The sequence below is a fragment of the Loigolactobacillus iwatensis genome, assembly GCF_003950295.1.
Classification (GTDB): Bacteria; Bacillota; Bacilli; order Lactobacillales; family Lactobacillaceae; genus Loigolactobacillus; species Loigolactobacillus iwatensis.
The window spans coordinates 45,591-65,659 of record NZ_RHNP01000008.1 but is presented as its reverse complement, the minus strand read 5'-3'; the positions used below and the strand labels follow the sequence as shown (position 1 = coordinate 65,659).

18 protein-coding genes are annotated in these 20,069 nt (G+C 40.4%); 3 read left to right on the top strand and 15 right to left on the bottom strand.

The window, feature by feature from the left end; all coding sequences use genetic code 11:
* Positions 1-96 precede the first annotated feature (96 nt).
* The 6 genes from EKM98_RS03870 to EKM98_RS03845 form a co-directional block, all read right to left on the bottom strand.
* Positions 97-372 carry a type B 50S ribosomal protein L31 gene (locus tag EKM98_RS03870; RefSeq protein WP_125980679.1) on the bottom strand — a complete coding sequence of 92 codons (276 nt, stop codon included), beginning with the start codon at positions 370-372 and terminating at the stop codon, positions 97-99.
* 112 nt (positions 373-484) lie between these two features.
* Positions 485-1,777 (bottom strand): transcription termination factor Rho, encoded by a 1,293-nt coding sequence (gene rho / locus EKM98_RS03865; protein WP_125980677.1) that lies wholly within the window; start codon positions 1,775-1,777, stop codon positions 485-487.
* A 138-nt stretch (positions 1,778-1,915) separates the two neighbouring features.
* Positions 1,916-3,199 carry a UDP-N-acetylglucosamine 1-carboxyvinyltransferase gene (locus EKM98_RS03860; protein WP_125980675.1) on the bottom strand — a complete coding sequence of 428 codons (1,284 nt, stop codon included), beginning with the start codon at positions 3,197-3,199 and terminating at the stop codon, positions 1,916-1,918.
* Between the two features lie 308 nt (positions 3,200-3,507).
* Complete coding sequence (locus EKM98_RS03855; RefSeq protein WP_068225568.1) at positions 3,508-5,106, bottom strand: CTP synthase; 1,599 nt, start codon at positions 5,104-5,106, stop codon at positions 3,508-3,510.
* Between the two features lie 394 nt (positions 5,107-5,500).
* Positions 5,501-6,148 (bottom strand): DNA-directed RNA polymerase subunit delta, encoded by a 648-nt coding sequence (gene rpoE, locus EKM98_RS03850; RefSeq protein WP_068225569.1) that lies wholly within the window; start codon positions 6,146-6,148, stop codon positions 5,501-5,503.
* Between the two features lie 291 nt (positions 6,149-6,439).
* Entirely contained in the window at positions 6,440-6,886 is a 447-nt protein-coding gene (locus tag EKM98_RS03845; protein WP_068225570.1) for a DUF1934 domain-containing protein, read from the bottom strand.
* A gap of 275 nt (positions 6,887-7,161) precedes the next feature.
* Here EKM98_RS03845 and EKM98_RS03840 point away from each other — a divergent pair, with 275 nt between their 5' ends.
* Complete coding sequence (locus tag EKM98_RS03840) at positions 7,162-8,514, top strand: HD domain-containing protein (protein ID WP_125980673.1); 1,353 nt, start codon at positions 7,162-7,164, stop codon at positions 8,512-8,514.
* 15 nt (positions 8,515-8,529) lie between these two features.
* Here the strand turns inward: EKM98_RS03840 and EKM98_RS03835 are convergent, their stop codons facing one another.
* Both EKM98_RS03835 and rlmN read right to left on the bottom strand, forming a co-directional pair.
* Positions 8,530-8,985 carry an NUDIX hydrolase gene (locus tag EKM98_RS03835; RefSeq protein WP_125980672.1) on the bottom strand — a complete coding sequence of 152 codons (456 nt, stop codon included), beginning with the start codon at positions 8,983-8,985 and terminating at the stop codon, positions 8,530-8,532.
* A 221-nt stretch (positions 8,986-9,206) separates the two neighbouring features.
* Positions 9,207-10,202, bottom strand: coding sequence for a 23S rRNA (adenine(2503)-C(2))-methyltransferase RlmN (rlmN, locus tag EKM98_RS03830; protein WP_125980670.1), 996 nt, complete (start codon positions 10,200-10,202; stop codon positions 9,207-9,209).
* A 190-nt stretch (positions 10,203-10,392) separates the two neighbouring features.
* Here rlmN and mscL point away from each other — a divergent pair, with 190 nt between their 5' ends.
* Complete coding sequence (gene mscL / locus EKM98_RS03825; RefSeq protein WP_125980668.1) at positions 10,393-10,815, top strand: large-conductance mechanosensitive channel protein MscL; 423 nt, start codon at positions 10,393-10,395, stop codon at positions 10,813-10,815.
* A gap of 256 nt (positions 10,816-11,071) precedes the next feature.
* On the opposite strand, the gene EKM98_RS03820 is transcribed toward mscL, so the two are convergent.
* The 4 genes from EKM98_RS03820 to EKM98_RS03805 all read right to left on the bottom strand — a co-directional run bounded on the left by EKM98_RS03820 (position 11,072) and on the right by EKM98_RS03805 (position 15,339).
* Positions 11,072-12,001, bottom strand: coding sequence for a YdcF family protein (locus tag EKM98_RS03820; protein WP_125980667.1), 930 nt, complete (start codon positions 11,999-12,001; stop codon positions 11,072-11,074).
* A gap of 439 nt (positions 12,002-12,440) precedes the next feature.
* On the bottom strand, positions 12,441-13,418 hold the full coding sequence (locus EKM98_RS03815) for a ribose-phosphate diphosphokinase (protein ID WP_068281177.1): 978 nt from the start codon (positions 13,416-13,418) through the stop codon (positions 12,441-12,443).
* 148 nt (positions 13,419-13,566) lie between these two features.
* Positions 13,567-14,946 carry a bifunctional UDP-N-acetylglucosamine diphosphorylase/glucosamine-1-phosphate N-acetyltransferase GlmU gene (gene glmU, locus EKM98_RS03810; protein ID WP_125980665.1) on the bottom strand — a complete coding sequence of 460 codons (1,380 nt, stop codon included), beginning with the start codon at positions 14,944-14,946 and terminating at the stop codon, positions 13,567-13,569.
* A 96-nt stretch (positions 14,947-15,042) separates the two neighbouring features.
* Positions 15,043-15,339: an HIT family protein gene (locus EKM98_RS03805; protein WP_125980663.1), complete on the bottom strand. Its 297-nt coding sequence runs from the start codon at positions 15,337-15,339 to the stop codon at positions 15,043-15,045.
* Between the two features lie 361 nt (positions 15,340-15,700).
* Here EKM98_RS03805 and EKM98_RS03800 point away from each other — a divergent pair, with 361 nt between their 5' ends.
* Positions 15,701-16,876 (top strand): MDR family MFS transporter, encoded by a 1,176-nt coding sequence (locus EKM98_RS03800; RefSeq protein WP_125980662.1) that lies wholly within the window; start codon positions 15,701-15,703, stop codon positions 16,874-16,876.
* Positions 16,877-16,985: 109 nt separating this feature from the next.
* Here the strand turns inward: EKM98_RS03800 and EKM98_RS03795 are convergent, their stop codons facing one another.
* From EKM98_RS03795 to ispE, 3 genes are all read right to left on the bottom strand, one after another.
* The gene (locus EKM98_RS03795; protein WP_125980660.1) at positions 16,986-18,143 is read right to left on the bottom strand and encodes a VanZ family protein; all 1,158 of its coding nucleotides are present in this window, start codon (positions 18,141-18,143) and stop codon (positions 16,986-16,988) included.
* Positions 18,144-18,162: 19 nt separating this feature from the next.
* Positions 18,163-18,993, bottom strand: coding sequence for a pur operon repressor (gene purR / locus EKM98_RS03790; RefSeq protein WP_125980659.1), 831 nt, complete (start codon positions 18,991-18,993; stop codon positions 18,163-18,165).
* Between the two features lie 170 nt (positions 18,994-19,163).
* Positions 19,164-20,015: a 4-(cytidine 5'-diphospho)-2-C-methyl-D-erythritol kinase gene (gene ispE, locus EKM98_RS03785; protein WP_125980657.1), complete on the bottom strand. Its 852-nt coding sequence runs from the start codon at positions 20,013-20,015 to the stop codon at positions 19,164-19,166.
* Between the last annotated feature and the right edge of the window lie 54 nt (positions 20,016-20,069).

Genomic DNA, 20,069 nt, shown 5'->3' with positions numbered 1-20,069 from the left:
TTTAAAATAATTGATAGCTAACTAAAAAGACTATGAATTTTCGATCAGTTACACTGACAGGAAAGTTCATAGTCTCTTTTGAAATATTCAAGCTTATTAATCGTCTTGTTTTGGTGCCGCATTCTGATCGGCAAAGCCATATTTCTTGTTGAAACGATCCACTGCACCATCGGCTTGCGTAAACTTCTGCTTACCAGTATAGAATGGATGAGAATCAGAAGAAATTTCGACCAAGATTAATGGGTAGGTGTTACCATCTTCCCATTCGATTGTTTGATCGGATGTCTTTGTTGAACCAGATAAGAATTTGAATCCAGTTGTTGAATCTTGAAAGACAACTGAATGATAATCTGGATGAATTCCTTGTTTCATAATCTTTCGCTCCTTTGCCCTGAATCATACCCATAAATGAGCCTGCGAGACAGAGATAATATTTAGCCTAATGCAACTAGTAAATAATAACATGGTCAAACTCAATTTGCAATTAGTGCCGCAAATTTCGATTATTTTTTTGTCTTAATTCTAATTTATTAAGTTGTTGGAAGAATTCGGCATTGGTTTTCGTCTTTTTGAGAAAGCCCAATAACTGACTCGTATAATCCAGTGCATCACCAGACATGGAACGCCGAATTCGCCAAACATCCTCTAATTGTGCCTTTGAAATCAGCAATTCCTCTTTACGTGTACCTGATTGTTTAAGATCAAGTGCTGGGAAGACTCGGCGTTCCGACAATTCACGGGATAGATGCAACTCTAAATTACCAGTTCCTTTAAATTCTTCATAAATAACATCATCCATTCGACTTCCCGTATCAACCAAAGCAGTTGCCATAATGGTTAGGCTGCCACCTTCTTCAATGTTACGCGCCGCACCAAAAAATCGTTTTGGCCGGAAAAAGGCCGCTGGATCAAGGCCGCCAGATAACGTACGCCCGCTAGATGGTGTCGTTAAATTATAGGCACGCGTTAACCGGGTTATAGAATCTAGTAAAATAATAACATCTTGTTTATCTTCCACTAAGCGTTCCGCACGCTCCAAAACTAATTCGGATACTCGCGCGTGATTTTGCGGTTGCTGATCAAAGGTTGAAGAAACCACGTCACCCTTAACCGAACGTTCAATATCCGTCACTTCTTCTGGCCGTTCATCAATTAATAAGACAATCAAATAGGCGTCCGGATAATTTTTAGCGATACCATTTGCTATTGCCTTAAGTAAACTTGTCTTCCCAGCCTTAGGTGGTGCAACAATTAGTCCCCGCTGACCAAACCCAATTGGTGCAAAGGTATCAATTAAACGCGTGGCAAGTTGCTGTGGTGTTGTCGTTACCTTAAGCTGTCGTTGCGGATAAAGGGCAGTTAAAGCCGGAAAATGGGGCCTTGCTTTGGCCTCCTCAGGATCTTTTCCGTTAACCGTGTCAACATGCATCAGGCCATAATAACGTTCAGAGGCTTTAGGTGGCCGTGCACGACCAACCACTTTGTCACCAGTTCTTAATCCAAAACGGCGAATCTGTGATGCTGAAATATAAATATCCTCTTGCGAAGGTCCATAATTAATCGGACGTAAGAACCCAAAGCCCTCACTACTAACAATTTCTAAAACGCCCTCCATCGACACAAATCCTTGTTTTTTGGCCTGTGCCCGTAAGACCGCCAAGGAGAGCTCTTTCTTATTCATTTGACTATAATAAGGAATTTTAAAATCCCGCGCAAATTGATATATTTCCTTTAGCGTTCGATTTTCTAATTCACCCATGGTCAAAAAGTCACTCATTTCAACCCTGCTTTCTTTTCACTGAAAAAAGAGAGCTAAACAATTTCACCGAGCTAATCGGTAAAAACTGATTTCGTTTGATCTTCATCGAAATTCAGTCAATTCTTGTCTCACTCTCTTAATTATTTAAATTTAGCCTTAACTAGCCGATGCAGACTTAACGTCATCAATAATTTCAACTTGAGCACCTAATCCACGGAGCTTACTGACAACCCGATCGTAACCACGCAAAATATTATCAACGTTATAAATTGTTGTAACGCCCGTTGCCATTAAACCAGCAGTCATCAAGCAAGCGCCGGCACGAATTTCATCAGCCGATACTTCAGCCCCAGATAACTGATCGGCATGGTGCAAAATAATAACATCGTTTTCAATTGTAATATCTGCACCCATTCGAATTAATTCTGGTACGTGCTTGACTCGCTTAGGGTAAATGGTATCAATAATTAAGCCTTCACCCTTTGCTTTGAGCATTAAAGGTGTAATTGGTTGCTGTAAATCTGTCGCAAAACCGGGGTATGGCGCAGTTTTGATTTGGACCATCTTTAGTGATTTAGTTGGGTGCACAAAAATACTATCTTCATAGTAATCCAGTTGGACACCCATTTCTTCCATTTTGGCCAGAAACGCATCCAGATGCTCGACAATAATATTTTTAACCAAGACACCATTGCCAGCAGCAGCAGCCATTGCTAAGTATGTTCCGGCCTCAATTCGATCAGGAATGATCGTATGGGAATTATGTGCGGCCAAATGATCTACACCTTCAATTCGAATAGTGTCTGTGCCAACGCCCCGGATATTAGCGCCCATGTTATTCAAAAAAGTTGCTAAATCAATAATTTCTGGTTCTTTGGCGGCATTTTCGATAATCGTTTTTCCTTTAGCCTTAACAGCTGCTAAAATAACGTTGATCGTTGCGCCAACGGAAACCATATCTAAAAAGATGCGGGCACCATGTAAGCCCTCATCAGGCGCCTTAATGTACATTGCACCGTGTTCATTAGTTACTTGTGCACCCAAGGCCTCAAAGCCCTTAATGTGCTGGTCGATTGGCCGTGGACCAATGTCATCGCCACCTGGGAGCCCAACAATTGCCTCACCAAATTTACCCAGCAATGCACCCATAAAATAATATGATGCCCGCAGGCTCTTTATCCGACCGTTAGGAAGTGGTGTTGGCAAAATATGGGTTGGGTCGATTGTCAGTACGTCACCTTCAAACTTTGAAGAAACCTGCATTGACTTTAGAATTGACATTAAATTGTGCACGTCTTTTATGTCCGGCACGCCGTCAAGCGTTACCGGTGTATCGGCCAAAATTGCAGCCGGAATCAGCGCAACAGTACTATTCTTAGCACCGCCGATGGTTACTTCACCGGATAACGGTTTTCCGCCCATGATCCTCATTTTCTTCATACTTTGCTTTCCTCACTTCAATTATAATCATTTCAATAATAAAGAAAGAACTGTAAAAATACAATAGCTTATCTTAATTGGTTAGTAAATTCTCACAAATTACGACCACTTTATTAGAAAATCTCCGTTTATTTAACAAACATTTGCCAATACGGCGTAAATACAACTGACCGATACCAGCATAATAGTACAACACGAAGATCTGGATACAGTAAAGGGGCTGGAAGTCCAGCCCCTCCTTAAATATTTTGACATAGTCGTTAACCAAAAGGCAAGTTCTTACTGTAAATCTTAAACTTTGCTATGGCCTAACTATGACTAGCTGTTTTAATAAACGCTTTGTACAGGCCCTCTGGACGAGTTGGGCGAGAAATAAATTCCGGATGATACTGACAAGCAACAAAGAAGTCATTTTGTGGTAATTCAACGATTTCAACTAAACGATCGTCAGGTGAGACCCCAGAGAAAACTAAGCCTTTGTCAGCCAATAGTTGGCGGTATTTGTTGTTAAATTCATAACGGTGACGATGACGTTCTTGAATTTCAGGAACATTATTATACGCCTGCGCTGCAACTGAACCTGGTTTTAACTTACAAGGGTATAGACCTAAACGCAAAGTGCCACCAAGGTTTTCTTCCGCGTTTTGATCAGGCATTAAATCAATAACTGGTTCCGTTGAATCAGGACGCGTTTCGGATGAGCCGGCATCCTTTAGACCAGCAACATTCCGGGCAAATTCAACGCAGGCCATTTGCATGCCTAAACAGATACCTAAAAATGGTAAATTATTTTCCCGGGCGTATTTGATTGACGCAATCTTACCTTCCAAACCACGATCGCCAAAACCACCAGGAACCAATAAGCCATCGGCATCTTTTAAGATGGACGCAACATTATCGTCATTAACGTTTTCAGCGTTAATCCGCTCAACTTGAACATCAGTATCAAAGGCATAGCCAGCGTGTTCCAATGCCTCAACCACTGAAATATACGCATCTTTTAATTCAACATATTTACCAACTAAAGCAATTTTAGTGGTCTTCTTCAAATTATGAACTTTATCATTTAGGGCGCTCCAAGCAGACATATCAGCCTTAGGTGCGGTCATCTTAAAATGTTTTAAAACAATATCGTCCATGTTTTGTGCCTGTAAATTAAGCGGAATTTGATAAAGTGTATCAACATCTAAGGATTCGATAACAGCCTCAGGATCAACATCACAGAATAAAGCAATTTTATTACGCATTTCTTGCGTAATTGGTTTTTCAGAACGAACAACCAAAACGTCTGGTTGAACCCCCATCCCCCGTAATTCATTAACCGAATGCTGGGTAGGTTTAGTTTTCATTTCACCAGCCGCACGTAAATAAGGAATCAATGTTGCATGGACATACAAGACATTATCGCGACCGACATCAGCCTTCATCTGCCGAATAGCTTCAATAAACGGTAGTGACTCAATATCACCGACTGTTCCACCAATTTCGGTAATGATAATATCCGAATCAGTTGTTGTTGCTGCCCGCATAATTTTTTCTTTTAGGGCATCAGTAATATGTGGAATGACCTGAACCGTGGCACCTAAATAATCGCCATTACGTTCTTTTTGTAAAACTTCACTGTAGATCTTACCAGTAGTCACGTTAGAATATTGATTTAAATCTTCATCAATAAAACGTTCGTAGTGACCAAGATCAAGATCGGTTTCGGCACCATCATCGGTAACAAAAACTTCCCCATGTTGATATGGATTCATCGTGCCAGGATCAATGTTGATGTAAGGATCAAATTTTTGAATCGTTACTTTCAAACCTCTGTTTTTTAGAAGACGTCCAAGTGAAGCTGCTACAATACCTTTACCTAGTGAAGAAACAACGCCGCCTGTTACAAAGATATACTTGGTCATATCAAAACTCCTTTAAATTTTTTCTGCGGGATCCACAAACCCGGTTTTCACCAAAAAACAAAAATAAGCTCCCTATTCAAATGAACAGGGAGCTTACTAACCGTTCCGTTGGCTTTACAGATAAAACCTGTAAAGCGCCCAAGCAATATAATACATGGAAATCAAAATAGCGTCAAGCCCAAAGTGTTAAAAAAGGGCCTGCTTAACAAAAAAATGCCCTGTGGTACAAAAATCAGTTTTGGGTTCACTGCGTCACGTAAGCTAACCCAATAACCACACTATAATTATTAGCTTGGCTGCAGTTAGGTACTACCTTTAGCGCACGTTTCAGAATAATACTCGAAAATAGTAAGAGGCTAGGACAATTGTCCCAGCCTCATCTATCTTCTTTTAATTATTCATCATCATCGTCATCATCTGTATCATCGTCATCAGCACTAAAGTCAGCCGAGTCTGAGTCATCGTCCGCGTCAACGTTGAATTCAGATAATTCACCTTCCATACCATCTGGAAGGCCGGTATCTGCATCATCATCGTCCGCGTCAACGTCATCAAGATCAGACGTTAAATGCTTTGGTGTAACTGCTGCATCAGTTGCATCATCATTATCAACGTATTCAGCCTCATCATCGAGATCAGAATCGTCATCTTCTGGATCATCATTGTTATAATCAATTACATCGTCGTCATCGTTAACGTCAGCAAGGAAGGCATTAACCTTCTTACGGCGCTTGCGTTGTGGCTGATCTTCATCATCTTCTGGATGATTAACTTCTTCGTCGACTGAATCGAATGGGTACCATGAACGTAGACCCCAAACGTTTTCGCCCAACGAAATAAAGCTGCCATCAACGTTTAAATCCGTATAGAATTGTGATAATCGGTCTCTAACCTCAGCATCAGTCTCACCAAGATAACCTTGAATAGCATTTACTAAATCAGCAAATGGTAAAACATCACCCTTTTGCTCTAAAATAGCATGCGCCACTTCGATCATTGATAATTCATTTTTCTTTTGTCCTTTAAAAACGTCGAGTTCCAACAGGTACACGTCCTTTCAGCAGTCTAACCGATAGCATACACTCTTTTATTAAAATTAGCAAGCTAAACTAGAGAGTGTTTGAAAAAGTGACTAGATTCTACGCCGCAATTAAAGACTATTAGCATAAACCGCTAATACAATCTCGATGCCACAGCCAAAGGCCAAGGAATACGCCTATAAAATCCATAACTGCTCGTGACTAAGTTCGTCTCGGTCACCGCAAGAATCTGCTTTTCAAACACGTTTACACTAGTTCTACCAGAAAAATACCAGCATTCCTTTTTAAACACTCTAAGCAGTGAAAACCAACCGCAACCGATAATCACCTAAGTGTTCATTTTGAGCAAATAATTGGTACTCAATGTAGATTTCCCCAGAAACAGGCTGCTCCTTAACTCGAATATTCAACCGCGGGGTAATCGTCTCAATTGGAATAGTCCCGTATGGGGTTTGGTAGTGAGCGACTAAGCGCGTATTACGACTAAAACGTAGATGTAATTGTTGGCCACTTTCCCGGTCACCTCGGGTTAACTTAACATCACCCTCAGGCTCCACCTTAAGTGTTACTGGAATTAAGGAACCATCATCCTCAGAAGTTTCCTTATAACGAATATATAATGTTTGACCCATTTTTACCAGTTGGCCGGCTTCATCAAAGACATGTTGCGTTTCTTCATCATCTTGCGTTACAAATGTTTCGAGATGAATCGCAATTGGTAAACCAGTTGATAAATCCATGAATTATAACCTTCTTTTTTTAGACTTTGACAATATTATAAGTCATTTAACACCCTTTGCCAAAGAAAGCTATCCTTTATTAATAAATGCTTAAAGCCAAATTCATTCTAGGGTGTGTTTGGAAAAAGCCTAACTAGTTTCTCTCTGGCCAATTTAGTGTAAACGTGTTTGAAAAAGTAGATGCCTGTAAATAGCTACAACAGCCAAATCGGCTTTTCCAAACACTCCCTAGACAGGTATAATGAAAACAAAGCTCAATCAAAGGAGTTATTCAAATGTCTTATCGTAATCAACTATTGAAAAGAGAAAAGGTTTTTCGTGATCCTGTTCATAATTATATTCACATCCAGCACCGTGTCATCCTAGATTTAATAGATACTAAGGAATTCCAACGCTTACGGCGAATTAAGCAATTAGGGACGGCCTCGTTTACCTTTCATGGCGCCGAACACAGCCGCTTTGGTCATTCACTTGGTGTTTACGAAATTGCCCGCCAAATCTGTGACAATTTTGCCCGCAATTTTCCTAGCCAAGAGCCAGGCGATGGGCTGTGGGACGACTCAGAACGCTTAGTCGTTTTATGTGCTGCTTTACTTCATGATATTGGTCATGGTCCCTATTCACACACTTTTGAACATATTTTTCACACGAATCATGAGCAAATTACTGTGGCAATTCTGACTTCTCCGGAAACTGAAGTTAACCACGTCTTGCGCCGGGTTAGTCCAGATTTTCCCGAACAAGTGGCCAGTGTCATCACGCATGACTACCCTAATCCACAAGTTGTCCAAATGATCTCAAGCCAAATCGACGCTGATCGGATGGATTATTTACTGCGGGATGCTTACCACACTGGAACTGAATACGGTAAGTTTGACCTCACCCGCATCTTACGCGTCATGCAGCCTTACAAGGATGGAATCACCTTCTCAATGGAAGGGATGCACGCAGTTGAAGACTACATTCTTAGTCGCTTTCAAATGTATATGCAAGTCTACTTTCACCCTGTTTCCCGTTCCATGGAAGTTATCTTAGAACATTTACTCAAACGAGCTAAATTACTTTATGATCGCCATGCGCTAAGTGAAAGCTTTATTCCCCACTTATTAGTTCCATTTCTTGAAGATGATTTCACCTTAGCGGATTATCTAAAATTAGATGATGGGGTGCTAACGACTTATTTTATTCATTGGCAGGATTCCAGTGACCCAATTCTCAGTGATTTAGCCTACCGCTTTTTAAATCGGCGCCCATTAAAATCGGCACAGGTAACTGAAGACACCAAGGATTTAGTACCAATTTTGCAAAAAAAGGTTGCCGCCGTCGGCTATGACGCTAATTATTACACTGCAATCAATAATAGTTTTGACCTGCCTTATGATGCGTACAATCCCAAAGCAACTAATCCAAAAACTCAAATTGAGATTAGCCAGCCAGATGGGAGTCTGATTGAATTATCAACCCTAAGTGATATTGTTGCGGCAATCAGCGGTAAATTTACTGGTGATGAACGCTTCTTCTTTCCTAAAGAAATGTTGGCGGAAACAACTGATAATCTATTTGCCGAAACCTATGATAGCTTTCAGCAACATATCTTAAATGGTACCTTAATTCACACTTCAAATTAGAACATGTCCTAGAAATTAGTTTTGGGGCCGCTGAAGCCACTGCTTAACTGCCCAACGATGAGTTGGTCGTTTTAGCTTTTGCTGAGCCTCTTTAACTGGCATCCAAGAAATCTGGTTAAAGTCGCCTTCCAATGGTTCCTGAATTTTTGAAAACTCTTTGCCGGAATAAAAGTGAGCCGGATGATAATAGCCACTGTGTCGAAAAGTTGAATAAAAGTATTCGCTAGCCGCGCCCAGATAACAATTGATGGTGATAGTTCCACCAACTTCTTCAATGAGTTCCCGCAAGATAGTTGTGGTATCATCTTCGCCGGCCTCAATACCGCCGCCAGGAAGTAAAAATGTTTTATTCGGTGGTGATACGACAAGAATGTTTTCTTCGCTTAAATCGGGGATGACAATATACGCACCAATTCGTTTTTTATACTGAATTGCTGGGTCTTTTTTACCAAAAACAATCTCCGGTGCCATGGTCAAGCCTCCTTAATATTCTAGTGTTCGTTTTTATGTTGCTAAAGCTATTTAATTGTTTTCATTATAACTAACTCGCTGCTGCTTGGGAAGATTACTAACCCAATTGATAACCATTAATTAAGAAGTATTTTAAAAAGCGTGGTAAGACTGAACAACTATTAATTGTTCAGTCTTACCACGCTTTTTACTTGATTGATAATCTTATTTTTAGATCACGTTTACTTTAATTGTTTAATGGCCAGCATTAATTCTGGACTATAATCATTTCTGATCACCGTATTAATGCCTTGCTTCTTTAAAACATCAAAGAAGGCTAATTGACGATTTCGTGAACTAGCTGCGTAACGGCTATCATCCTCAAGTGCTTGATAAGGAATCAAATTAACGTAAGCCAAATGATGAATATCTTTCAATAAGTTAACTAGCTGTAAAGCATCTTCCGGCTGATCGTTGACGTCCTTCAGCATTACATATTGGAACGTAATTCGCCGATTAGTCCGATCAACGTAAAAGTGAACCGCATTGAATAACTTATCCAAACTCCAGTCACGGTTGGTTGGTACCAAGCGACTGCGCAAATCATTACTAGGTGCATTTAAAGTAATCGCCAAGTTAACTTGAAGGTCAACATTAGCAAACCTTTGAATCTTATCAGCTAGGCCGTTAGTCGTCACCGTCATGTGGCGGGCACCAATTTCAAGACCCGCTTGATCATTAACGATTTTTAGAAAACCTAATACGCTCGTAAGATCTGCCAGTGGTTCTTGACCGATCACCATAATATGGCTAATTCGTTCATCGGTCCCTTTTTCATCCAAATAACGTTGCAAAGTTACCACCTGAGCAACTAATTCACCTGTGGACAAATTACGTTCATCATCGTCATCGGCCTGACTAGCAACATAAGCAGACAAACCGTAATCATGATGCATCAAAGTCGTTGTAATATTGGCACCATCTGCCAACTGAAATGAATAGTCAGTTGCTGCCTGTTGTTCCTTTTCTTTTACTAGTGTTAGTGGATTGAACGAAAAGCTCTCCGTTAATTTAGCTATTGTCGCCTTTGATAAATTTGTCATGGCCGCAAAACTAGCGGCCCGTTTATTATAGAGCCAATCCCAGGTTTGGGTTGCCCGGAACTTTTTTTCACCGGCATCAAGGAACCACTGAAGAAGTTCTTTCTTACTTAAGCCGTAAATGGTCGTTTTTATCATTTTTATATTTTCCTCACTTTTTAAGAGTCTACGCTTCATACTAATCTATGTTGGGTTAGCTTTCAAGCCAACCTCTGTTGAACAACAGAAATCACTACTGAAATTAAGCAAAAATTTTGTGCTGCTGTTATCTATTTGTATAATAGAGATAGATTCCATATAAGATAAGTGTTATCCAAGGAGGGCAAGTATGTTAAAAGAATTTCGTGATTTTATTATGCGCGGTAACATAATGGACTTAGCAGTCGGGGTTATTATAGGTGGTGCCTTTACTACCATTGTCAAATCATTGACAACTAACCTGATCAACCCAATTTTGGCATTAGTCATTGGTAAGGTTGATTTATCCAGTTGGGTTGTTAACGTTGGCCAAACTGAATTCAAGGTTGGTTCATTTTTAAACGATGTTATTAATTTCATCATCATCGCTTTTATCGTTTTCTTATTAATAAAAGCCCTGAAACGTGTACAAACGATGTCCGGCCATGAAGAACAAGAAGAGACGCCAGAACCAACCCAAGAAGAACTTTATTTGAAAGAGATTCGTGATCTTTTGGCCAACGAAACAACAACTAGTGGCACGCCCGGTGTCACACCAGACAAAACTGAATGATGTAGCAAAATCGTTAAATCGCAGGAAGTATAAAGTGTCATAGAGTGTTTGAAAAGGTGCTTCCACTAAATTGGCCGAAGAGAAACTAGTTAAGGCTTTTTCCAAACACGACCGAGACCCAATACAAAAGTTATCGTAACGAGGCTGGGACAAAAGTCCTGGTCTCTTACTATTTCCGAGCATTACCCTAGAACATGCGTCAAAAGCGACTTTTATCTCACGCCTGTGCTACCAGCTTTTTTGATCCTAATTATTGTTACCTAAGCAAAAATCCACCAATAATAACCAATGAAAAACTAATGGCCAAATGCCACCAACGATACATGGCAACTAAGGCAATGTATTCCCGCAAAGTTCCCCACAACAGATAATTAGGTGGTGTAGGTGCGCTAACTAATTGACAAGAAATGTGTAGCCGACGAGCGTAGAGTCCAGTTCGAAAAATATGAAAATTACTAGTTATTATCGTTAAATCATCAGAAATTAATTGCTTAGTGTAGCTAAGGTTTTCAAATGTTGACGTTGCTTTTGTCTCTTGAATAATTCGATCTCCCGGAATTTTTTGATTCCGCAAATATTCAGCCATGGCCGCAGCCTCTGTACGGGGTTCGTCGCTACCTTGTCCCCCGGAAACAATAATTTTAGGCTTGCTTGCCAGTTGCCGGTATAGCCGAACTGTCCGATCTAAGCGCCACTGTAAAACTTGCGAAACAGAGCCATCGCGGCGCAACCCTGATCCCAGAACTAATAGGTATGGGGTTGCCCGCCGTTTAAACGAAATGATATCCAGTAACGTCCCCACAATGTAAGCCACAAAACCAACAGCAAAATAGCCAATAATTAACCACGATAGCCTTACGCCCACTGAATTGGTAAAACTAAAAATAATCGTTATAATTAACCAACAACCGGCAATAAATAGTAAGCAACGTTGAAGTTTGCTTAAACGTAAATGGTAACTTAAAAATAGCATGCCCCAACCAATTGCGCCAACACTTAAATAACTGACTACCTGAATCAATATTAGACCAATATTTTTTAAAAGGAGCGGACTAGCCCCGTACCCCATCCAGAGTAAACAAACACAAATTAAAACCACAAGATAGCCATTAAGTACGAAGCGGCGATCATAACGAGTTAGGCCAAGTAATAAGATAGTCGAAATAATTAAACACATTAGCAACATATTCTCTCCTCCTTGATCACTAACCCATCACCACCATATTAACGCTAAGAATACGATTTTATCGATTTAAATTTATTGTCAGAAAACGGAGTGGAACAAAGACCATATTTTTGTTCACTGTGTCAAGCGAGTTAATCCAATAACCGTACTGTGGTTATTGAATTAGCTGTAGTTAGTACGTAAGTCCAGATGCTTGGCGCACGTTCGGTAATAATATTCGGAAACAGTAAGAGGCTAGGACTTTTGTCCCAGCCTCTTACTGTTTCTTTTATTTAATTACTTAGAACGTACTTTCAAACAATTTTACACAGTATTTAAAATACGAACTCGGTTTTACCACAATTGCCAAACCAGGTCATGTATGCAAATTATTTGTGCCTGTATTTTGGAATGATTTGGCTAAACGTACTCAGAATCTGAATGTTTCTCCAAGTACTCGCTAAGCATCCTTATGAAATTTATTCTCAAATAATGGACTAACTGGCTTATTTTCGTGAATCCGTTTAATCGCATCACCCATCAATGGGCCAACCGAAATTTGGACAACCTTATCAATTAATTTTTCTTTTGGTAATTGAATTGAATCCGTCACAACTAATTGCTTAATTGCGGAATCAGAAATTCGTTGAATCGCGGGACCAGAAAGAACTGGGTGTGTGGCACTGGCATAAACTTCAGTTGCGCCAGCATCCATCAAAGCTTGGGCACCTAAAGTAATCGTGCCGGCCGTATCAATCATATCATCAATCAGGATACACTTCTTACCCTTAACGTCACCAATAATGTTCATTACTTCAGCAACGTTAGCCCGCGGACGACGTTTGTCAATAATTGCTAATGGCGCCTTTAAAAATTCAGCTAGCTTACGTGCCCGCGTTACGCCACCATGATCAGGTGAAACAACAACGGCATCCTTATCAACACCATGTGTTAAGAAGTAGTCAGCAATCAAGGGCGCTCCCATCAAATGATCAACTGGAATATTGAAAAATCCTTGAATCTGTGCCGCATGTAAATCTAAAGCTAAAATTCGCGTGGCTCCGGCCATTTCTAACATATTGGCAACAAGCTTAGCCGTAATTGGTTCCCGGGAACGTGTTTTACGATCCTGCCGAGCATAACCATAATAAGGAATAACAACATTGATTGAAGCAGCCGATGCGCGGCGTAATGCATCAATCATAATCATCAATTCCATTAGGTTATCATTAACTGGTGCCGATGTTGATTGTATAACGTAGACTTGATCACCACGAATACTTTCTTCAATGTTGATCCGAATCTCACCATCACTAAACTTAGTAACAGTTGTTTTGCCTAATTCAACACCAACTTCTTGCGCAATCTTCTCCGCTAATGGCTTATTAGAATTCAAAGCAAAGATTTTTAGCTTCGGATCAAAATAATGTTCTGACATAAGAGCCTCCATTTATAATTTTAGTGCGCTTCAACAAATCACCAAATAATTCACTGTTTATCGAGTAAAACACTCAGTTCCAATGATATTCAATTTACAACAACAAATCAAGCGTCAGTTAAAAAACTAATATTATTTTCATGAAAGCCTAATTTTCTGGCTCATGTGGTAATTTATCCCAGTAATTTGGTTTGTTCACCTGCCGCGCACGTGCAATGGCCATATCGTGAAAATCAACATTGGCCGTAATCGTTGATCCAGCCGCAATAAAGGCGTGATCGGCAACCTTAACCGGCGCCACAACATTAGCGTTACTACCAACAAACGCCCAATCACCAACGTCTGAATGGTGTTTATTCAAACCATCATAATTAACAAAGACAACCCCGCAACCAACGTTGATGTGTTGCCCTAAAGTTGCGTCACCAACATAAGTGAGGTGTCCAACCTTTGTGTAAGCGCCAATCTGAGCATTTTTAACTTCACAAAAGTTCCCAATATGAACGTATTCGCCAATCTCAGAGTTAGGCCGAAGATGACTCATTGGACCGATATTACTGTGCGCATGCATAACCGATTTTTCAATCGTTGAACTCGTTATCGTCACGTCAGCGTCAATCTTAGCATCGCGTAATTCAGAGTGTGAACCAACGTAGCAATCTTCACCAATTTCGGTTTGCCCTTTTAACAACACACCAGCCTCAATTGTTGTGTCGGCCCCAATCTTAACCCCAACATCGATCCGCGTCGTTGTTGGATCAATTAGCGTGACCCCATTGGCCATATGTTCGGCGTTGATCCGTCGTTGCATGACACGTGTTGCGTTAGCAAGTGCCCCACGAGTATTAACACCCATGGATTCTTCAAAATCTTTCATTTTAAAGGCTGAAACAATTTCACCTTTTTGTTTCAATATTCCAATAACATCGGTTAAATAATACTCACCTTGGGCGTTGTCATTACCAACCTCATGCAATGCAGCAAATAATGTTTTGTTATCAAAACAATAAACACCGGTATTAATTTCATTAATTGCCGCTTCTTCTTTACTAGCGTCCTTTTGTTCAACGATCTTTTCAACAACACCTAAATCATTACGAATAATTCGGCCATAGCCAGTTGGGTCATCCGCAACTGCGGTTAAAACAGTCGCCTTAGCACCCTTTTCTTTATGGTACTCAAAGAGTTGTTCAAACGTCTTGGCGGTGAGCAGCGGTGTATCACCACTGACGACTAAAGTCATACCGTCTAGATCACCTAACACTGGCTCTGCGCGCAATACGGCATCGCCAGAACCTTTTTGTTCTGCCTGTAAAACGTACTCAGTTCGTTTACCCAAAGCCGTTTCAACTTCATCGGCGCCGTGGCCGACAATCGTAACAACTTTGTCTGGATTAATCTGCTCAACTTGTGTTAAAACATGATCTACCATTGGCCGACCACAAACTGGGTGTAATACCTTAGCTAACTTAGATTTCATGCGGGTGCCCTGACCAGCCGCAAGAATTATTGTGTACCGAGACATCATTAAAAACGCTCCATTCTTATCCAATTCATTATTTTACCTCTTCATCATATCCTAGAAGAATTAAAGCAACAAGGTACTAGGCCAAACTTAATCGTTTTAATAGCTCGGTACCAAATTAATGTAAAGGTGCTTTGACGCCTTCAGTTTATCTTCCTCGGGAACAACCAGATTATAATGATTTGGTTGGTATTTTTGATCAAGGTATTTTTTGGTTGAAAAAATCAACTGATCAATTGCTGCCTTTTGCTTAGAACTTAGCTTAACAAAATTTTCAACGTGTGCTTTAGGAATAATTAGCATATCACCTTTTGCTCGCGGCTTATCAGCAAAAAAAGCGCCGGCTAATTCATTTTCTAAAACAAAATCTTCCCTCTGACAATACGCACAATCCATGGGCCTCAAACTCCCTTAATTTAATAATTAATCTATAACTCCTAATATAAACGTAAATTCAATTAAAACTAGCTTTGTTACACAAAAGTAATTTTAAAATACGATCAAGCGTGTGTTTGAAAATAAGCTTCAGATGAGAATGTTCTTCATTTCGTAGCGGAAGGCTCCTCCAGTCAGTTATAATAATTGACTGGAGGAGCCTTCAAGTACACGAAGCTCATACTAGGGAGTGTCCGAAAAAGCGCCCAGGGAATACCAATAATGGCTCAAGCTTACTTGGCAGCTACTGTGGACAACATTATCTACGGTTACGTTACTGATCCTCCGAAAATAGTCCGTAAAGATTGGGAGGTTATCGGCAGTGCAGAAAAAGACGCTAAGTTTAAAATGGCTACTATTAGGGTCGTTAATCACCAACACGGGGATTAGTTTTATTTGGCCACTAACAACAATTTACATGCATGAATACTTGCACGAAAGTCTAACTACGGCCGGAATTGTTTTATTTGCTGATTCATTATTTATGATCATTGGTAATTACCTTGGCGGCCTTTTATTTGATCGCTGGAATCGTTACTACACGACGCTTTGCGGTATTAGCCTGGCTACGATTGCCACTGGTTTTCTGATCTTTTTCCACGGTTGGCCCGCTTACCCACTCTTCTTAATTCTATCTGGTTTGGGTAACGGAATCGTGGCCACCTGTATTAATTCTTTTGCAACGGTTGTGGCCGGACGACCAGCCAGCTATGTCTTTAACCTTTTATATTTTACGAATAACTTAGGACTTGTCCTGGGAACACTGATAGTCGGTTTCATTTTGCCCTACGGAATTACTTACATTTTTGTCTTAGCATTCAGCTTATTCGCGCTATTTTTAATTGTTGCTGCCATTACCTACCGCGTTGATCCAATTAAGAATCCAATTAATAAGGCTAAGGCTGAAAATCAAGTGCTCAACAAACGTAGTCAACGCCAAATCTTTTTGCTATTATTCACCTTATTCGTTACTTGGGTGGCCTACGAACAGTGGCAAAGTAACATTGCCGCCTACATGGTTGCTCACCAAATGACCGTTAAAGATTACAGTCTTCTTTGGACGTTTAACGCCATCTTAATTGTTTTATTACAACCAATTTTAACTTATTTTGATCAGTTTTTACTAAAACATTTGCACGGCAGAATGTACCTTGGTTTTACACTTTTTGCGTCGTCTTTTGCCGTACTTCTAATCGCTAAATCATACCACCTTTTTATTTTGGCAATGGGTGTCCTAACGATTGGTGAAATACTAGCTCTGCCTGCCGTTTCCACCTACGTTGACCAACGTGTGACCTTAAGCCAAAAAGGACGTTACCAAGGTCTCGTCAACGTCTTTGCTTCGGCTGGCCGCGCCGTCGGTCCTTTAGTTGGCGCCACAATTATTGAATCCAGCTCCTACCAATTAGTCTTCATCCTTTGTGTGTGCAGTATATTACTGGTTACTGTGCTCTTTGCCTTTGGCAACCGAACAACGACTAAAGATGCTGCCAAGTAACCGATAATGGATGACGTGCGTGAACCCGGATCTTTGGCGCACATTCTAGAATAATGCTCGAAAATAATGGAAAAGGCCAGGACTCTTGTCCTAGCCTCTTCCATTATTTTTATCGATTCTGTCCTGTAACGGTACTAATTTGTTTAGTGTGACTTAATCGCTCATAAATTAATCGATCATTATGAAATAACATACTCACCAAAACGTGAACACAAAAGACAGCAGCTAAGATAGCCGTTACCAAAGTTAGTAATAAATAAAAATCGACTTGGCGGTAAGGTGCGTGTAATGCCGCCCTAGCCATTCTTGGAAACCAGTAAACAAATACCGGTAAAATTCCCAGATAAAGAACGCTTTGCCGGACTAACAATTGACCTGCCGTAATACTCGTTGCTTTGGCCTTATTACTCACCATTTGAATCCGGACAAACCATTTTCCAATTGTCATTCCATTAGTAAGCAACGGAATTAAGACGAAATAACCAAGAACCATCACAATGTAGATGCCAGTTAGATATTGTCTCAGTCCGAAAATACCCAACAACCGGTGAACAGCGACAACACCAGTAACTGTCGCCATTAAAACAATGCCCCAATCGATAATAAAGGCAATAAACCGACGAGTATAACTTACACGTTTTCCCTTTTTTGAATCAGCAATACTCATATCTGAATACGATGGGAATAACTTAATAAAAATTGGTGCCAAGAAATAGCCAAAGATACCACCTAATGTGTTTATTAATAAATCATCAACGTCAAATAGCCGATAAGGCCGTACGTACAAACCATATAAACCAGTTAACTGTGTGGTTTCAAAGAATAGCGTTAAACAAAAGGATAGTAAAATCGTCTGTTTTAACGAACGTTGAAAGTAATAACGCAGGTAAATGCCAAAGGGAATTGTTAATACAAGGTTAAAAAAAGGTTGTGTGAATCCTGGCTGCTTTAAGGCCGGTAAATAAGTACTTGGGTGTAATGGCTGTAATACTGTGTTGTCAAAGAATTGGCGAAACACCATTAATGGCTGTAAGTTATATTTTGGCGTGGTTAACAGCGCCACACTTGTCCGCGTTGGCAATGGTAAAATAATTAGAAAATAGGCCGACAATAAATAAAAGACAAATGTATACAGCACAAAAGCACGCCAAAAAGTTAACGCACCGTAACGCCGATACTGTAATACCAAGAACGGTATTGTAATAACCAACGCAAGCGGTGGAAAAACAAGTAAGGCCATTTTAATGGGAAATAAATAGCTGGCCACTCAATCACCCTCAAACTCTTTAATGTTTAAATGCGCGTTGTAAATAATTACCCGCCTTAACGTGGATAGTGTCGCTCTGACTGTTTACTTTATCAACTGATAATAATGCTGTGTAATCATCAATCGCCCGCGGACCATCAAAGGTTGATTCAGCAAATACTGTTATGCCGACTAATTCAGCCTCAAATTCAGTGATCAGGCTGCGCATACCATTAACGGTACCGCCACCCTTCATAAAGTCATCCACAACAAGTACTCGTGCACCACGAGGCAGACTACGCTTAGATAATTCCATTTTTTCAACACGTTCTGATGAACCAGAAACGTAGTTGACACTTACCGTCGATCCTTCCGTAATTTTGGAATCGCGCCGAACAATCACAAAAGGAACATTTAAGTACATTGAAACACTTTGGGCAATAGGTACGCCCTTAGTTGCAACCGTCATAACTGCATCAATCTTTTGATCAACGTACTGCGTGGCAATTAGACGTCCAACTTGACGCAATACTTCTGGTTGTCCCAGTAAATCGGACAAATAGACGTAGCCACCAGGTAATAAACGACTTTGTTCGGCCAAACGTGCTGTCATTTCAGTAATAAATTGTTTTGCTTCCTCTTCATTAATTGTCGGAATAAAACGGACACCACCTGCGGCCCCAGGCACGGTTTCAAGAATCCCCGTGCCCCGCGTTGCAAAGGTTCGTCGGACAATGCCCAAATCCTCACTTATCGATGATTTTGCAGATTCGTAGCGCTTTGCAAAGAAAGTTAGCGGAATCAACGTATGCGGTCTTTCCAGTAAATAATGAGTAATATCGATCAACCGTTCACTTCTTCTGATCTTCATAAGTACACCTCAATTTTCATTTTCAAAAGTTTGCTTACTCATTATAAAGATATTATTCTTAAAAAACTAGCGATTTACCCAAATTAGCCAAAATTGTTCGGAAATAATTAGAAATTAACCGAAATTTAACTTAAAAACAGGTAGTTAGTCTATTTAATCCCATCAATGATTTAATGTAAGGAGCGAACCAGATAAACCTCCTGGCAAAAGCCACGCATACTATTGTAAACGTGTTGGGCCCGGGATTGTTTATTACACAGGCCAAAAATGGTTGGACCACTGCCACTCATTTGAACAACATCGGCCCCAAATTGACGCATCTTAGCCGCTAAAGGCTGAACTTCTGGATGATGTTGACTCGTAATTGGTTCCAACACGTTACCCATCGTTGTTATCATCTTTTCATAATTATTCTGTTTAATTGCCTGCACTAATTGCTTAATTTCAGGATGATTGAGTTCTTCATTATAGGCAATAACGCGCAAAATACTTGGTGTGGAAACACTAACCCGGGGTTTAGCCAACACCACCCAAAATGGGGGTAATTCAGGAAGTAATTGAATTAAATCACCACGACCGCTAATGAAAGCCGTTTGCGAAAAAACACAATAGGGAACATCAGAATCAATTTTTAGCCCTAAATGTGCCAAGGTCGTTAAGGATAAATTAAGGTGCCACAACCGATTTAAACCGCGCAAAACGGCCGCTGCATCAGAACTACCGCCGCCCAAACCAGCCGCTACCGGAATCCTTTTTCTGATTCGAATCGTTGCACCTTGCGTAACCTGGTAGGTCTTTTGCAATAAGTAGGCCGCTTGATACGCAAGATTACGGTAATCTTCAGGCAAAAAACCACTATCTGTATTAACCCTAATTTGACTAGTTGCGGACAAAGTAAGATCAACGTAATCAGAAAGGTCAACGGAAGACATCACCATCTGCCACTCTTGATCGCCATTTTTGTATTGAAAGGGTGTATCTAGGCCTAAATTTATTTTGGCCGCTGCCTTCTCCGTAATCATTGCTTTACCCCCAGCCGTTTTTAATTTGTTTCTTATTATACTAATCTTTCAGTA

What these genes read in the sequence shown, in the direction of transcription:
- EKM98_RS03805 (WP_125980663.1), bottom strand. Translation starts at nt 15,339, where the DNA reads ATGGATTGTGCGTATTGTCAGAGGGAAGATTTTGTTTTAGAAAATGAA.
- ispE (WP_125980657.1), bottom strand. Translation starts at nt 20,015, where the DNA reads ATGATTACGGAGAAGGCAGCGGCCAAAATAAATTTAGGCCTAGATACA.
- EKM98_RS03815 (WP_068281177.1), bottom strand. Translation starts at nt 13,418, where the DNA reads ATGTCAGAACATTATTTTGATCCGAAGCTAAAAATCTTTGCTTTGAAT.
- mscL (WP_125980668.1), top strand. Translation starts at nt 10,393, where the DNA reads ATGTTAAAAGAATTTCGTGATTTTATTATGCGCGGTAACATAATGGAC.
- EKM98_RS03870 (WP_125980679.1), bottom strand. Translation starts at nt 372, where the DNA reads ATGAAACAAGGAATTCATCCAGATTATCATTCAGTTGTCTTTCAAGAT.
- EKM98_RS03820 (WP_125980667.1), bottom strand. Translation starts at nt 12,001, where the DNA reads ATGTTGCTAATGTGTTTAATTATTTCGACTATCTTATTACTTGGCCTA.
- EKM98_RS03835 (WP_125980672.1), bottom strand. Translation starts at nt 8,985, where the DNA reads ATGGCACCGGAGATTGTTTTTGGTAAAAAAGACCCAGCAATTCAGTAT.
- purR (WP_125980659.1), bottom strand. Translation starts at nt 18,993, where the DNA reads ATGAAGATCAGAAGAAGTGAACGGTTGATCGATATTACTCATTATTTA.
- glmU (WP_125980665.1), bottom strand. Translation starts at nt 14,946, where the DNA reads ATGATGTCTCGGTACACAATAATTCTTGCGGCTGGTCAGGGCACCCGC.
- EKM98_RS03860 (WP_125980675.1), bottom strand. Translation starts at nt 3,199, where the DNA reads ATGAAGAAAATGAGGATCATGGGCGGAAAACCGTTATCCGGTGAAGTA.
- EKM98_RS03840 (WP_125980673.1), top strand. Translation starts at nt 7,162, where the DNA reads ATGTCTTATCGTAATCAACTATTGAAAAGAGAAAAGGTTTTTCGTGAT.
- rho (WP_125980677.1), bottom strand. Translation starts at nt 1,777, where the DNA reads ATGAGTGACTTTTTGACCATGGGTGAATTAGAAAATCGAACGCTAAAG.
- EKM98_RS03855 (WP_068225568.1), bottom strand. Translation starts at nt 5,106, where the DNA reads ATGACCAAGTATATCTTTGTAACAGGCGGCGTTGTTTCTTCACTAGGT.
- rlmN (WP_125980670.1), bottom strand. Translation starts at nt 10,202, where the DNA reads ATGATAAAAACGACCATTTACGGCTTAAGTAAGAAAGAACTTCTTCAG.
- EKM98_RS03845 (WP_068225570.1), bottom strand. Translation starts at nt 6,886, where the DNA reads ATGGATTTATCAACTGGTTTACCAATTGCGATTCATCTCGAAACATTT.